The following is a 13,336-nucleotide window of genomic DNA, read 5'->3' on the forward strand; positions in this document are numbered from 1 at the left end:
CCGCCGTCCCGTCGAGCAACAAAGAAGCACTTGGCCACATGCAGCATCCACTCGCGCGCTGCCGGCGCGATCGGCGACGGATACCAGGAACGAGGAAAAAGGAGCACAGCACTAAGCCTCGGTCCGGCCGCCCAGTGGGCAAGAACGGTGCGTTAAGGGCGCGGGATTCCCGGTTAGTTTGCGATAAGGGGTCACTCCATACATCCTTGTTTGGGCTCGATCATCCATGATCTATCCAAGAAGTCTGAAGGCGTAGTACCACCCCGTCAAACCCGTTTTTCGGCAAAGAACTGGAAGGAAGGAGGGGCGGCCCGGTACCCTTGTGGTGCTAAACAAGAGATCCCAAGGAAGGGGAAGCGCCAATGGACTGGTTCATCCTGTCACGTCTCGACCACGCAACTGGTCACTTTACACCTCACAAGATTCTTGCTTCCGGACCACATGAGGCGCGTGCTGCGCTGCTAAGAGAGGATCCTGAAACCACCATTGGCGGTGTTGGTTGGATGGTGAATGGCGAGGTAAGGATCATTGAGGGCGAGATTCCCGATTCAGTTCGGGAGGCCGTAACGAGCTCGCTCCCGGTGGTGGCCGAGGAAGCCGAGCCGGAGAGGGTCGAACGAAACCGGATGCCGGCGGAACGATACGACGGGATGGAGACGCTATCGCAGGACCCGCTGGTGGTCTATCTCGATGAGTTTCTGGAGCCGGGGGAGTGTGAAGCGCTCATTCATCTGGCGCAGGGCCGCATGAAGCGTGCGCTGGTGTCGCTCGATGGGAGTAGCGGCGTGAGTCAGGGCCGGACGGGCTCCAACTGCTGGCTGCGCTATCAGGAAGAGCCGCTGGCGCGCCGCATCGGAGAGCGGGTCGCAAAACGGGTCGGATTCCCCTTGGAATACGCCGAGCCGCTTCAGGTTATTCACTACGGTCACGAGCAGGAATACCGACCTCATTACGATGCATACGATCTGGATACGCCGCGGGGACTGAGGTGTACACGGCAGGGCGGACAGCGAATGGTTACCGCATTGCTGTACCTCAATGAGGTCGAGGAAGGGGGTGCTACGGCATTTCCAAACGCCGGAGTCGAAGTCGCGCCCCGCAAGGGGAGGATCGCTATATTCAATAATGTCGGTGCTGACCCGGGTCGCCCACATCCACGCAGTTTGCATGGCGGCATGCCGGTGAAGAGCGGCGAAAAGTGGGCGGCCAGCATCTGGTTCCGCGCCCGCCCGGCGCACGAACGGCAACCCTGGTTCGATGACGTGGAGGACGCCAGCGCCCAGGTCCCCGAGGGCGAGGGTGGTCACTGGCCGGTAGTGGCGAGCAATCGGGCGCAAAGCATCCTTCAGCCTGCGCTGGAGAGGGCGGCGCCGATGCTGCCCCCGGAAGCTGGCGACGTAATGGTCGAATACTGTGTCGGCCCGGACAATCAGCGCGAGGAAAGTTCTGAAGCGGAGGCCTTCGGGCTTGTGGTGCGGGCGATGCCTTCGAGCATCACCAATGAAGCCGAGAACAAGAAGAACGTCGTGCGCAAAATGAAGGAGGCCGGGCACGCGGAGCGCATCCCGCTCTCTTGTGATTCGATCAGCGACGCGATGGGGCTTCCGGGGGCTCGCGACGCCGTGTGGTTTGTCCGTCCATCGTTTGGGAGTGCGGGACGGGGTACGCATTGCGTGCGGGGGGCGAGCCTGCGGGGGGCGAGCCTGCATCCCCAGCAGTTCTTGCAGCTGGCGGAGGAAAGTCTACTTCTCATCAGAGGGCGAAAGTTTCTCACGCGTGCATTCGTTCTGGTCTGGGGCGGGGCGGCCTACCTGTTTGATGAGGGGTATGTGCTGATGCATGGGGCTCAGTACCAGGTCGGGAGCACCAATGCGGCCACGCAGATGGATCACCGCAATGCGCATGACCCGTCAGGTCCGCTGGTCCAGGAAGTGTTCCATGAGGTAGCGCAGCTGAAGGACTCTCACTGGGAGGATCTGTCGGCTGCGGTTACGGCCGTAGTGGAGGCATTCCCGGGGCTGGCCGAAAATTCATCGGCGACCACGTTTGCGGTGCTCGGGGTGGATGCGCTGTTCCGCGAGAATGGGCACGCGCTGATCCTCGATATCAGCACAATGCCGAATTTCGTGCAGCAGCCAGCAATCAACGACCGGGTCACGATCCCGTTGTGGGTATCGATTTTCGAGATGCTGGCGGGCACGGGAAGCCAGCGATTTAAACGCATCACTTGAACGACCGGAGGGGGCGGCGATAGCCTCGATGAATAGAATTCCCCGGCCAAGGGTGACTGGCTTCGGTCTTTAGTTCTGGACCGGAAAGTGCGCCGCCCCGGCGCACCTTTACTGCCAACGTCTTCGACGGGCGATGGCACTACGCAACGGCATTGCGTTCGCTTGATGCCGATGCGTCGCTTCCTGCTGGGCATGGCGCCCGGAGCAGGAAGAATTCTGCTTTTTCCAGCGGCACTTTCGGGCTGTTAGGAGACGGCCTATGTGGGCCGCTACCTGGAGAAAGCACCATGTTGAACCTTACCCCTCATGCAATCGTTTTGCGCACCGAAGACGGTGCTGAACGAGTTATTCCTCCTTCGGGTGTGACAGTCCATGTAGAGCTCGAGGACAGGGTTGTCGGACGGAAGCACGGTGTACCCGTGATTGAGCGCCACCCCATTCGGGTGGAGGGCCTTCCAGACGATGAGCACCCTTGTCTTGTGCCGGCGCATGTGCTGTCCGCGGTCCCAGGCCGCGCGGGAGTTTATGCCCCGGATACAGGCCATACAGCCATTCGTGACGAGCAAGGGCGGCTGCGGGCGGTAACACGCCTGCTGCAAGCCTGATCAGCCAATCAACGAGAGGAGAATGACCATGTATCAGGTGACGATCACCCGAGATGGAGAACTGGATGTGAAGGTCGTGGAAGACACCACGACCGCAGCCGAAGCGTGGGACAAGGCATCGGAGTACCTGATGCAGCGTTACCGCGCCGCTTCGTCGCGTTGCCGGGCTGTTTGCAAGGGCCTTAGCTCGAACGGCGTCGGCATCATTCAGGATGTAGAAACCCACCGTGTACTGGAAACGGTAAAGATCCGGTTGAACCCGGAAACGCGTCTCACGGCGCCCCGCCTAGCGTGACTGAGTGGGGCGACCTGGATCCATACCCGCCGAACGAAAGGGGTGTCGCTCACTCACACCCCCCGGTCGGCAAGGGGTGTGCTTTCAGGAGATCGCCATGACGACCTTCGTGCATTGTGTGGTTCCGGCCGCCTAGCGGTTAGTAATTCCCAGCGAACACACAGCCAGAAAAGCAAACGCCCCGGGGCACCCCCCCCAAAACGGGTGCCCTATAGGGGCCTATTGAGTGGAGTAGCTCATGTTGAAAATGACCGTACCCAAGGGGATTGCTGTGATCCTTTCCCGTGAAGCCGGAATGGCCTACCGATCCGGGCTCAAGGTTGCCCTCGAGTATTTCGAGACGGCCATGGGCAGCCGAGGGTTCCGTCTGATCGCCGCTAATCCGGCATGGTTGGAGAAGCAGCCGCCCGAAACGCAGTCCAGGTTTCAGGGGGAGAAACTTCGGCCGACGAAGAAATCGACAGTGATCCGTTGATCCGGAAGATAGGATTTCCGGGGTTAGCCGGGACCGAGCAATCTCTCCTCGAGAATAAGAGGGCAGTTCAGGGGTCTGCAATAAAGCCTCATCCATACCCCCATCAGGCCCGAGGGCGGATGCGGGATGGTCCACCTTCCATAGAAGGAGCTATGCCATGCGGAACTATGTGACCGGAATTTTTCACATCATCACGAAGGCAGTGAATTCCCTTGAGAATTACTGCGACCATCTCAGCGAGCAGATCGACGAGTCGGAGATGCAGAAAAAGAAGGCACCAGTTCAGAAAGAGGTTTTTGATCCACGTCGCGATTATTTCTACGACTCGGACTAACCACTCCCAACGCCCGGAACCGAAAGGTTCCGGGTTTTTTTTTGCGAAATTGACGTATGTCGGTCCGCCGGTAGCCTTGGCGGACATGAGAACAACCAAGGAAGGGGTATGGCGAATACACAGGGCAATGCGACGCTGGATGAAACGCTGGACCGGCTCGAATCCCGGCTGGACCGAATGGCCCGTCAGACCCGATTTGCGGGAGCGGGTTGGCTTGAGCGTCTACTGGGGCGCCGCCACGCACGCTTCCGGCCACAGGAATCGGAAGCCGGCGCCCGCACGATAGCGGTGCAGACCGATACCAACCGGCCGCGCATTGAGCGATCGCAGCGAGTCCTGATCAAGATACGGGAGATCCTGAAGAAAACGGGACCTGGGCCCGCGATCAAGTATCTGCGCAAGGTGGATCCCTACGTCTTTGAGGAGCTGGTACTGACCATATTCGAGGAGAAGGGCTACAGGGTGGAGCGATCGGCGCGCTACAGCGGCGACGGCGGGGTGGATGGTCGTATCCAGATGCAAGGAGTCTGGTGGAACGTCCAGTCCAAGCGGTACTCCAGCGCCATCGATCCGGCGGACGTGCAGGCGTTTGCGGACCTGTGCGAGCAGCAGCAGGTGCCTGGGTTGTTCGTTCACTCGGGTAGAACCGGGGGAAAGTCCGCCGGCATTGCGCGGAGATCCAGAATCCAGATCCTCTCGGGAGAGGATCTGATTCGGAAGATAGGCCTCTAGGCGGCGGACTCGGTGGGCAGGGCTTTGCCGTCTTCGTCGACGATCACAGGGCCGAACCAGGCGCTCGATGGATCCAGCTCGAGGATCCGCGCTGGAACGTCACCCAAGCGCTGGATGGCCTCTTTGGTCGTATCCGTTTGGGCATGGTAGTCATCGAGGTTCACCGGGAAGTGGTGGTAGCGCATACAGGAACGAAGCGCCTTTCGGGCCAGCTTGCGAAACCGCTTGTACTCGACCTGGAAGGTATCGTTCGAGATCTCGCCGGCGGAGCGCAGAAACAGCATCGCCGATTCCAGAAGGTCCACATCCCGGACCAGATCGGCCGCATCCCAGCCAATGCCGGTCTTGATCTTGAGCTCAAAGGTCTCGTGCGGGTCGGGGCGCGGGAAGTTTTCGAGGTCGAACCCCTGGTCCTTCAGCTGTTCCTCTGTCCGGTCCAGTGCGTCACCGACGGTGTTGTGGATTTCCTCCAGGCTGGCGCGGGCTTTCTGAAGCCAGTAGAAAGCAAAGGGGTTGGATCGACTGACGTCAGCCCAGACGTCGCGCATCTTGGACTCGAACATCGTCAGCCCGATGATCGCGTGGCGGACGATTCGGCCATCCTCATTGCGTTCGGCATTGCGTCCGTTGACCAGCATCCGGCCGGTGTGGGTGTAGGCCTCGAATTCGTACATGCGATGCAGACTGAGGCGGCCCATCGGGCTGTCGACGCTGGAGACATCGTAATCGTCGGGCATAATCAAGACTCCTTTCTTACAAGCTGGCGGTGAGCCAGCGTTGGGTGTATGCGCAGGAGGCGCAATGGGCAAGGTAACGCAGACCGGGGCACAGACTCCAAACTCGTTTGAGGGTGGCACCGCGGAGAGCGCGGCGACCCCGGGCCGTCCGTTGTGGTGCAGGGCACTCCTGAAGGCCGCTAGGGTGCAGGTCGAATATCGTCCGTCGACGCTGCGCGCTCTGTATGAACCTGGCCCGCTCATTGTTACCTGCAATCACCAGTCCTACGTTGATGGCCCGATAATCGCGCTGGCTTCCCCGGTGCCGATGGTATTCGGGGTCGACCCCGAGTTTGCCGAGACGGACCCCGCGAGCTCAACAGCGCTGCGATGGATGGAAGCGGCGGGGCTCGGGCGCGTGGTCCCGGTCTCCAGCACCAAGCCGATCGGCCTGCGCGAGCTGGTGAAAGTCCTGGAGAAGGGGGGGCGGGTGATGATCTTCCCGGAGGGCGGGATCGCGCCCGACGGACAGACAAGCGCCGAATATCCCGGAGTTCAGTGGATGCAGCGGCGCACGGGGGCCCGCCATATCCGTCTGGCGATTGAAGGTGCGTATCAAAGCCGGGTAGCGGGGAAGGCAGGGACACGATGGCGGCCGCCGATCAGGCTACGCTTCTGAGCGAAAAACGACCTTTGCACGCAGGCGCGGGGATGTGGTGGACTGAAGGTGATGACACCCCCCTCTGGGTATATTGAGGCAAGGAAGCGACTTGTAAAAATCGTTCAACAACCCACGAGACCCTGCGCGGTTTTGTCGGTTGTTCGCTGTCGAAGTCTTCGCGACCTCGACCATTCCTCACCGGGGCATTCGATTCCCGTGAGGATCGCATGCCCCTCTTTGACAGGAGTATGCGCATGCCTCTCTCAAGCGATGTACGAAACCTCACCGTTCGTGAATTCATCAAACGGCACGGATTTCGTCAGCTACGCTTTGATCAGTCCCTGGGTCTGATCTGGGCCTGAGTTCTTTCCATCATTTTTCCCATCCGGGACACCACTCCCGGATGGGGCTGGTGTCTCTCTTTATTAAGGAGATTCACCATGCAGATCGAAATGCTGAAAGACAATCTGGAAACCTTCAACGAGCTGGATGAGTCCGCCTGGCTGCTTCAGGGTGAGATCTTGGGGATCATCACCGTTGACCACCTGAACGACGAAGAGCTCGAAATCACCGAGGGTTCATTCAAGGCCCGCGTCGGCCAGATGCTGAAAAACCACGGATACCGATAATATCCATGCCCGCAGTTCAGTGGGGTTGAAGTCACCTTTGGTGGCTTCTCCCGGGGGGCCGTCGTCGGCCCTCCGGGAGAGGTCATCCCCATCAGCACCACCTCTCCCTTCTCTCCCCTGGGTATTCGCCCAATCCCCTCCAAACTTCGAGCGCGAAACGCCAGTTTCGCGGGCGCGAAAAGAATTCGCGCAATCGGGGTGCATCCTGTAGGTTCAAACTGGCAGCAAGTGTAATTCGAGGCCGCAGAACCGAGACCAAGGAGGGTTTATGCCCGAGATCCTGAAGCCGTTACAAGCAATTCGACGCCGACTACAGAAAGCGGCGCGCTCCGCCGACCGACTGGTCCGAGATCCGCGTTTCAAGGATCTCTACCATGCGCCGGAGAAGAACGAAGACCTCCATCTCGACCTGGTCCTGATGGGGACGCGAGCGATGGTGGTATCGCCCGCCAAGGTTATCAACAAGGGTCGCTGGGTGGTACCGGCCTGGACGCCCAGCCTCCAGAGTGATTTCGCGACACTGGATGGAGTCCAGGAGGTGTGGCTGGTGTTGCATCGGTCTGATACCGAGTCTGAATCCGAGTGGTTCGCGTTGCGCCCGGACAAGGACATCTATTTCGTGTTCGAGGAAGACCGGGACAGTGCATACATCTACCAGATGGTTGGAGATCCGGAGCCGGCCGACCAGAGCCGTAGTGAGGCGACGGGGGAAACCTTCCAGTTGAACATGCGCCACTTTCTCGAGAATGCGGAGGTGGAGCACCTGGTGGCGTTTGCCCAGAGTCAATGGGGTCGCCGCGGGCTGTACCCGGAGACGCGCGAGATCCTCCGTGAGATGTACGGGGAGCAGGCACGCTCAATTTGGGACATCGATGACGCGCAGGGCGAGTCCGTGACGTTGGAGTCCAACCCGGAGCAAATCCTGCTCTGGCTTGGTCGTCACCGGCCGTTTGCGTTCGCAGTGACGATCCTGGTGCCCTACGTCAACGAGCACCATCCGTTGGGGATCAACGTAGAAATGGACCAGTGGCTGCGAATGGCGATCGAAATCGTGGATCCGGAGCTCGATGTGCAGAAACGCCAGAACGACCGGGTCGATGCGGTGGTTCGAGAGCTGCTGAAGAAGATCCCGGATGAGAAGATCGACCCGAAAGGTATCGAGGGCGAGGGCTCTGATGTCATATCGCTGGCGGAGCGCCGTCAGCGTGACGCCCAAGCGAAAAAGGATTCTGTGTCCGGCGAATAGTCACAGCGAGGGTGTGGGGCCGCTGAGGCACAGAGGTAATCGACAGGGAGGTCAATACGATGTTCATCATGGAGAAAATTGGGGTACATCGAGCGTCACTGGAGGTGGCATGGCCGCCGGCCGTTCTGCTGGCCGCTGCGGCGTTCGGAGCGATCTCGCTGAATACGACCGCGGGGGCCGTCCTTCTTCTCCTGGCGCAACCACTGTTGTGGGGCCTTGCGCCGAACCGGTGGCTGGGCGGTTTGGCCTCCGGGCTGTTTGTTGCGGGCGCTGCCTGGACTGTCGCACCTGCGGTGCCGGCCTACTTCGGTAATGACCAGTTGTTGTTCGGGGTGCTGTCCGTCGCGATCGTCGCCTTCATCCATGCGCTGGTATGGGCTATTGCCTGGACGGACCGACCTCATCTGCGGGTGATCAATGCACTGCTCGTTATCGCACTGTTTATGCTGCCGCCCCTGGCTTGGATCGGTTGGGCCTCGCCTGTAAACGCCGCGGGGATTTTGTTTCCGGGTACCGGATGGTTCGGGTTTGTGCTACTGGCGGCGGTGTTGGCGTTGGGGCTGAGCGGACGCGCGGCCATGGTGGCGGGTCTGCTGACGATTTCGCTGGTGGCTCTGATGCCGCAGAGCACAGTCTGGATCGATTCCGATCCAGAATTCGACCAATGGCAGGGGGTAGATACGGCTTTAGGGGATCTCGAGCTGACGCATGGCCCGTCGGTGGTCGATCGTCAGGTAGTCCTGCAACAGAAGATCGAGGGTCGGTACCAGGGGCAATTCGTTCTGCTACCGGAAACAGTAGCAGGTGTATGGGAATTCGCGGAACCCATGTGGGAGCATTGGGATGGCGCCCCTCGAGGAGCTTTGATCGGGGCAGCATTGCAGGGGGATGCGCCGGGATACCACAACAGTCTGGTAGGGATCGGCGCGCTTCGGGGAATGCGGTACGACCAGCGCATGCCGATTCCTTGGGCGATGTGGAATCCGCTTGATCCCGAGTCCGCGCATGCAGACATATTTGGCCCGGGCACTGTACAGGCTCCAACGGGCGAAGAGATAGGTGTATTGCTTTGTTACGAGCAACTTATTGGGTTCCCGATGATTCAGACCTTCTGGGTCGGGCCCGACGTGGTGCTTGCGCCGACCAATGCATGGTGGGCGTACAACAACGCAATTCCACGCATGCAGGAGTACATCGTAAGCGCGTGGGGCCGCCTCTTCGGCGTCCCGGTCGTGACATCGGTGAACTACAGCCACGATATCCCAGGACGGGATTAAGGAGGACGTATGGAATGCGCAAAGAACAAACGAGACGGCAATAACGCATCTCTGGACCGCGAGGGCCTGGGGCGCGCGGAATGGATGCTGCTGGCAGCGGCTGCCAGCTCGAGCCTGGCGACCTGGTTGATGGGGTCGGTTTTGATGCTGTGCGTGACGGCGGTCGTGCTGTGGGTGTACTGGCTGGTCTCCTGGGAAGGGTATCGGCACGGGGTTCGTGTATCCCGAGATAAGCAGCTGCGTGAAGCATTCGAGCAGACGGCCGAGTCGGCAATCCAGCGTGCGCTGGTTGAGGAGGGCTTCCCGGAAGAGGATCTCGACCTACAGTTCGAAGTCGTGTCTCTGCTGTACCGGAAACGTGGTGAAGCCCTGGAGGCGCGCGCGCTTGTGCGCACCGCCGATGAGCGGTGGTTTCGCGCTGACATGGCGCTCTTGGCCGGTTCGGAGAGCGGTCAGGTGGAGCTCGTGCGCCTGGTGGAGAGCGAGGTGGATCTGGGCCGCTGGGGCGTGAAGAGCGCGAGCTACCGGGGATCCGAGGAGTGTGCTGAATGAGCTTGCTTCGCACCCGGTCGGGCCGCTCCATTCTAATGCGATATGGAGTGATGGCGGCTTTTCTGGCGAGCTTCTTGGGCATGCTCTTCCTGGTTCATCTGTACGTGCAGGACCGGGATCGAGAGTTGGCCCAGACCGCCGCATCGACCGTGTCACAGGCGCTGGCGAACGCCGACCCTAATAGCTCAACTGAGATCCGGGAAGCGGTGGAAGAATGGATGCCTGAGAGGGCGGAGAATGTATTGGTCGAGACCCCCGCCCTCACATGGAGCAGCGAGAGTGGTGTTCATCGAACAGGCGATGTGATTCCGGATTCATCTGGCACGAGCGGCATCGCGGCGGCGAGCACGATCCGTTATTACGGGCAGGACGGGGGAAAGGCTAGAGGTGAAGTCACCGTCGCCGTAAAGCCGCATGTTGCGAGCTGGACGATCATCTGGGTGGGCTCAGTGCTGTTCGCGTTTGCTGCGGTTCTTGTGTTCATGCTCCACATGCATGTGACGTCCGAGCAGGGCTGGCTCGATACGCTGAAGAAACTTTCTGCCGCCGCGAGCGGGAAAAACGGACACGGGAGGATGGCAGGACCGGGCAACAACGTTCGGTCACGCTCGTCCCTCGATCGCGTCATCGGACACTTGGAAGAAAAAATCGGGCATCTACAGAGACAGAGAGAAGAGGCTGTGGTCTCTCAGCGCTTCCTCGAGATGCAGGCGCATTGGCATGCCCAGATGACCCACGATGTCCGCTCGGCCGTAGGCAACATGAGCCTGTCGGCCCAACTTGCCCTGACCAAGATCCGTGATGGGGATATGGCTTCTGCCGCGGAAGCGATTGACCGGGTTATTCGGCATGGGGAGAAGATCTCAGAGGACCTGAAGACTGAATTTGTCGTCAGCCGGCAGAATCAGCCCGAGGTCAGCCTGCACAACGTTGCCCGGATGATTGAAGATCAGGTGATGATGACGCGGGATGGACGCTCCGGGAACACCAAGCGGTTTTCGATTTGGATCAGTCCCGATATCCCCCAGTACGTGCTCACCAATGAAGCCATCGTTGCAAGCATGTTGAGGAACACGATCGAGAATGCCGAAAAAATGACACCAAAGGGGGGCGAGATTGAGATCCTGTTTCATCGGGAGGATGCGGCACGGGAATACGTGATCGATATTCGCGATAGCGGCCCGGGGGTTCCGGAAGCGCAACAGGAGTCCTTGTTCGAAGAGGGTGACTATAAGGTCAACGGGACGATCCGCAAGATTGGCCCGAGCGAAGGAATGGGGCGTGGACTTGCAATGGTTGCGGATCACATGGGGAAGATTCATGGCGAGCTCCGCCTGGTGTGTGATTCGCACCCACTGGGGGGTGCCTGGTTCCAAGCAGTGTGGCCCGCCATGGAGAGCCATAGTGTGGAGCATGGAACGCGGAAAACACTGGATCAGTGCTGCAACGTCCAGGTAGATCTTGCCGATCCGGATGAGGCTCGAGCCGTGGCTGCCCACATCAATCGGTCGTCGAACTGCGTGGGGTTCGTTCAGAGGGGGGTTGCCGCCGGCGCCGACATTCTCGTTGTGGAGGGGTACAGGCGCCGTACAGCGGAGGCGATTCCAACGATCGTTCTGGAAGCGCCTTCGGACCCCGTCACGGCCCACCTGGAGGGCTGGGTCACCATTTCCGAGGTGGAAATCCTAGCCTCGGAGGTTATAGGCGGTGAAGACACGATTGGCGAATGCGATATGGGAGGCTCGGCAGAAACGTATCGGGGCGGCAGCTTGTTGCTAGTGGATGACTCGGAAGCAAATCTCGAGGCATTGAGCCAGCTACTTATCAGCCGGTTCCCTGAATTGAACGGAGCGATCATAGAGGCCAGCAGCGCCGAGGAAGCGATGCAGAAGATTCGGGTGGCGAAGGGGGTAATCGAGAGCGCAATCATCGATTACCAGCTGCCCGGCCAAGATGGCGTTGATCTGTCCGAGCGGATCCGAAGTATGAGCGATTCCATCAAGATCGCATTGGTGAGCGGGAATCCGTCTTTGGTCCCGATGGAGCGCGTTGAACGTATCGGTGTTGAATCTGTGATGGGGCGCCCTCTGGATATGGAAACCCTGGAGCGATTCCTAATGGAAACGCTGGCGGTTGGGAGAGGCAACAGCCAAGAGGCGCCCGTTGAGGTCGAGATCAGCCAGGAAATGCGGGATGCCTGCATGGAGAAGGCGAATAGCTGGGCCCGGGAAGCACGCACGAGGGCATCGCAGAAAGACTGGAAGGGAGTCGCGAGCGTGATGCACAAAGCAGCCGGGACCTGCCAAATGCTGGGGGTCGATGAAGTTGGCGCGGCGTTTTATAGGGTGGAGCGAAGCGCCCTTGACGGCGAAGAAAAGGAAATTCTGGCGAGCCTAGAGGAGGCAGAGCGTGAAGTACGACGTCAATATCATTGAGGATGAGGGTCTGTTTTCCTCGTTGTTGGTCGATGCCATTCAACGGGATGGGGAGAAATCGGGGGGCGCTGAGATTGGGGAGGTCCGAGAGTTTGAAACGCCGGCGGACTACCTTCTGTGGCGCCAGGCCAATGACCCGCCGCGACCTCAAATCCTGTTTGTCGACTTGTATATCGACACGACGGATTGTGGTGCCGGTTTTGCGGCCGCCCGAAATCCGAAGATCAAGCGGCCAGGGGATGTGGTATGGGCGATGAGTCGACTCGACGAACTCGGGACGATACGTGGTCTTCTGGATGAAGGTGTGGATGGCTATATCCTAAAAAACCGCCGGGAATCACTAGAAGAAATCATACGCGCCCTGCGAGCGGCTTGCCGAAACGAACACTACTCCACCGAGATTATGGATCGCGCTCGAATGAGTGAGGTAGAGGATTCCGTACGACTGCTGACGGATCGCGAGAAAGAAGTCATCGGAAAGCTGCTCATTGGGGGTAAGACGCCACAGGTGGTCGCTTGGGAGTGTGCTGTGGGCGAGAAATATGTCAGCAAGGTGCGCAAGTCGGTGAGGACAAAGCTGGGGGTTCGTGAGGACTGGGAGATCCGCGACGTGCTGATTCGGAGCGGCATGGGCGTCACGGAGTCAGCTGGATAAACGTGGGTGAGGGGGTAGACTTTTCACCCAGCAACCCCCCTTCCACGATCCGGGATCGATGGGCAGAATACAAATCGTCCAAGGACGGAAGCGAAGCGCAAGGATGGCGCAGAAGCAAGGAAGAAAAAGCCCTCAAGGATTGAGGGCAGGCAGGGAAGCCAAACGCCCAAGGATGGGCGGATAGCGAACCAAAGGATTGGTCGCTTCAAGGATGATCCCCATTTGTGGGGAGCCCCGGAAAGGAGTTCAAGGATTGAGAGGGGCAAGGCTTACGAGGCGCAAAAGTAAGCTGAAAGAGGGTGTCAGGGAAGACCATTACAGAGCGCTGCAAGGTGGCAGCGCTGGCAGGGACGCCGCCCGAAGGAGTCGGGGATGGGGCTTATGGATAAGCCCGAAGGAAAGGCCAGCTCAACCGTGAGCTGGCCTTTTTTTTGGCCGAGAAGAAATAGACGGAACGACTCCATTCGGTAGGGTATATACCAGACCCGTACAA

General features: G+C 59.6%; 12 protein-coding genes. 11 read left to right on the top strand and 1 reads right to left on the bottom strand.

Annotated elements, in window-relative coordinates; translation table 11 throughout:
* The first annotated feature begins 362 nt into the window (after positions 1 to 362).
* The 4 genes from TK90_RS14500 to TK90_RS14040 all read left to right on the top strand — a co-directional run bounded on the left by TK90_RS14500 (position 363) and on the right by TK90_RS14040 (position 4,672).
* A complete protein-coding gene (locus TK90_RS14500; protein ID WP_018940603.1) occupies positions 363 to 2,231 on the top strand; it encodes a 2-oxoglutarate-dependent dioxygenase in 1,869 nt (622 codons plus the stop codon).
* 633 nt (positions 2,232 to 2,864) lie between these two features.
* On the top strand, positions 2,865 to 3,131 hold the full coding sequence (locus tag TK90_RS14030) for a hypothetical protein (RefSeq protein WP_013006647.1): 267 nt from the start codon (positions 2,865 to 2,867) through the stop codon (positions 3,129 to 3,131).
* Between the two features lie 238 nt (positions 3,132 to 3,369).
* Positions 3,370 to 3,606 (top strand): hypothetical protein, encoded by a 237-nt coding sequence (locus tag TK90_RS14035; protein ID WP_013006648.1) that lies wholly within the window; start codon positions 3,370 to 3,372, stop codon positions 3,604 to 3,606.
* A 442-nt stretch (positions 3,607 to 4,048) separates the two neighbouring features.
* A complete protein-coding gene (locus TK90_RS14040; protein WP_013006650.1) occupies positions 4,049 to 4,672 on the top strand; it encodes a restriction endonuclease in 624 nt (207 codons plus the stop codon).
* On the opposite strand, the gene TK90_RS14045 is transcribed toward TK90_RS14040, so the two are convergent.
* On the bottom strand, positions 4,669 to 5,409 hold the full coding sequence (locus tag TK90_RS14045; RefSeq protein ID WP_013006651.1) for an AcaB family transcriptional regulator: 741 nt from the start codon (positions 5,407 to 5,409) through the stop codon (positions 4,669 to 4,671). The genes TK90_RS14040 and TK90_RS14045 overlap by 4 nt on opposite strands.
* Positions 5,410 to 5,473: 64 nt before the next feature.
* Between TK90_RS14045 and TK90_RS14050 the strand changes: the two genes are divergently transcribed.
* The 7 genes from TK90_RS14050 to TK90_RS14080 all read left to right on the top strand — a co-directional run bounded on the left by TK90_RS14050 (position 5,474) and on the right by TK90_RS14080 (position 12,843).
* Positions 5,474 to 6,067 (top strand): lysophospholipid acyltransferase family protein, encoded by a 594-nt coding sequence (locus tag TK90_RS14050; protein ID WP_013006652.1) that lies wholly within the window; start codon positions 5,474 to 5,476, stop codon positions 6,065 to 6,067.
* Positions 6,068 to 6,489: 422 nt separating this feature from the next.
* Positions 6,490 to 6,678, top strand: coding sequence for a hypothetical protein (locus tag TK90_RS14055; RefSeq protein WP_013006654.1), 189 nt, complete (start codon positions 6,490 to 6,492; stop codon positions 6,676 to 6,678).
* A gap of 268 nt (positions 6,679 to 6,946) precedes the next feature.
* Positions 6,947 to 7,924, top strand: a complete 978-nt coding sequence (locus TK90_RS14060; RefSeq protein ID WP_013006655.1) for a hypothetical protein — start codon at positions 6,947 to 6,949, stop codon at positions 7,922 to 7,924.
* A gap of 59 nt (positions 7,925 to 7,983) precedes the next feature.
* Positions 7,984 to 9,201 carry a TraB family protein gene (locus tag TK90_RS14065; RefSeq protein WP_013006656.1) on the top strand — a complete coding sequence of 406 codons (1,218 nt, stop codon included), beginning with the start codon at positions 7,984 to 7,986 and terminating at the stop codon, positions 9,199 to 9,201.
* Positions 9,202 to 9,210: 9 nt separating this feature from the next.
* Positions 9,211 to 9,753, top strand: a complete 543-nt coding sequence (locus TK90_RS14070; RefSeq protein WP_013006657.1) for a hypothetical protein — start codon at positions 9,211 to 9,213, stop codon at positions 9,751 to 9,753.
* Positions 9,750 to 12,188: a hybrid sensor histidine kinase/response regulator gene (locus TK90_RS14075; protein ID WP_013006658.1), complete on the top strand. Its 2,439-nt coding sequence runs from the start codon at positions 9,750 to 9,752 to the stop codon at positions 12,186 to 12,188. Before TK90_RS14070 ends, TK90_RS14075 begins: the two co-directional genes overlap by 4 nt.
* On the top strand, positions 12,163 to 12,843 hold the full coding sequence (locus tag TK90_RS14080) for a response regulator transcription factor (RefSeq protein WP_013006659.1): 681 nt from the start codon (positions 12,163 to 12,165) through the stop codon (positions 12,841 to 12,843). Before TK90_RS14075 ends, TK90_RS14080 begins: the two co-directional genes overlap by 26 nt.
* Positions 12,844 to 13,336: the final 493 nt, after the last annotated feature.

Origin of the sequence: Thioalkalivibrio sp. K90mix, from assembly GCF_000025545.1 — a bacterium.
Taxonomy (GTDB): domain Bacteria; phylum Pseudomonadota; class Gammaproteobacteria; order Ectothiorhodospirales; family Ectothiorhodospiraceae; genus Thioalkalivibrio.

Excerpts from the sequence above, each read along its gene's own strand:
- TK90_RS14500 (WP_018940603.1), top strand. The coding sequence starts at position 363 with ATGGACTGGTTCATCCTGTCACGTCTCGACCACGCAACTGGTCACTTT.
- TK90_RS14030 (WP_013006647.1), top strand. The coding sequence starts at position 2,865 with ATGTATCAGGTGACGATCACCCGAGATGGAGAACTGGATGTGAAGGTC.
- TK90_RS14035 (WP_013006648.1), top strand. The coding sequence starts at position 3,370 with ATGTTGAAAATGACCGTACCCAAGGGGATTGCTGTGATCCTTTCCCGT.
- TK90_RS14040 (WP_013006650.1), top strand. The coding sequence starts at position 4,049 with ATGGCGAATACACAGGGCAATGCGACGCTGGATGAAACGCTGGACCGG.
- TK90_RS14045 (WP_013006651.1), bottom strand. The coding sequence starts at position 5,409 with ATGCCCGACGATTACGATGTCTCCAGCGTCGACAGCCCGATGGGCCGC.
- TK90_RS14050 (WP_013006652.1), top strand. The coding sequence starts at position 5,474 with ATGGGCAAGGTAACGCAGACCGGGGCACAGACTCCAAACTCGTTTGAG.
- TK90_RS14055 (WP_013006654.1), top strand. The coding sequence starts at position 6,490 with ATGCAGATCGAAATGCTGAAAGACAATCTGGAAACCTTCAACGAGCTG.
- TK90_RS14060 (WP_013006655.1), top strand. The coding sequence starts at position 6,947 with ATGCCCGAGATCCTGAAGCCGTTACAAGCAATTCGACGCCGACTACAG.
- TK90_RS14065 (WP_013006656.1), top strand. The coding sequence starts at position 7,984 with ATGTTCATCATGGAGAAAATTGGGGTACATCGAGCGTCACTGGAGGTG.
- TK90_RS14070 (WP_013006657.1), top strand. The coding sequence starts at position 9,211 with ATGGAATGCGCAAAGAACAAACGAGACGGCAATAACGCATCTCTGGAC.
- TK90_RS14075 (WP_013006658.1), top strand. The coding sequence starts at position 9,750 with ATGAGCTTGCTTCGCACCCGGTCGGGCCGCTCCATTCTAATGCGATAT.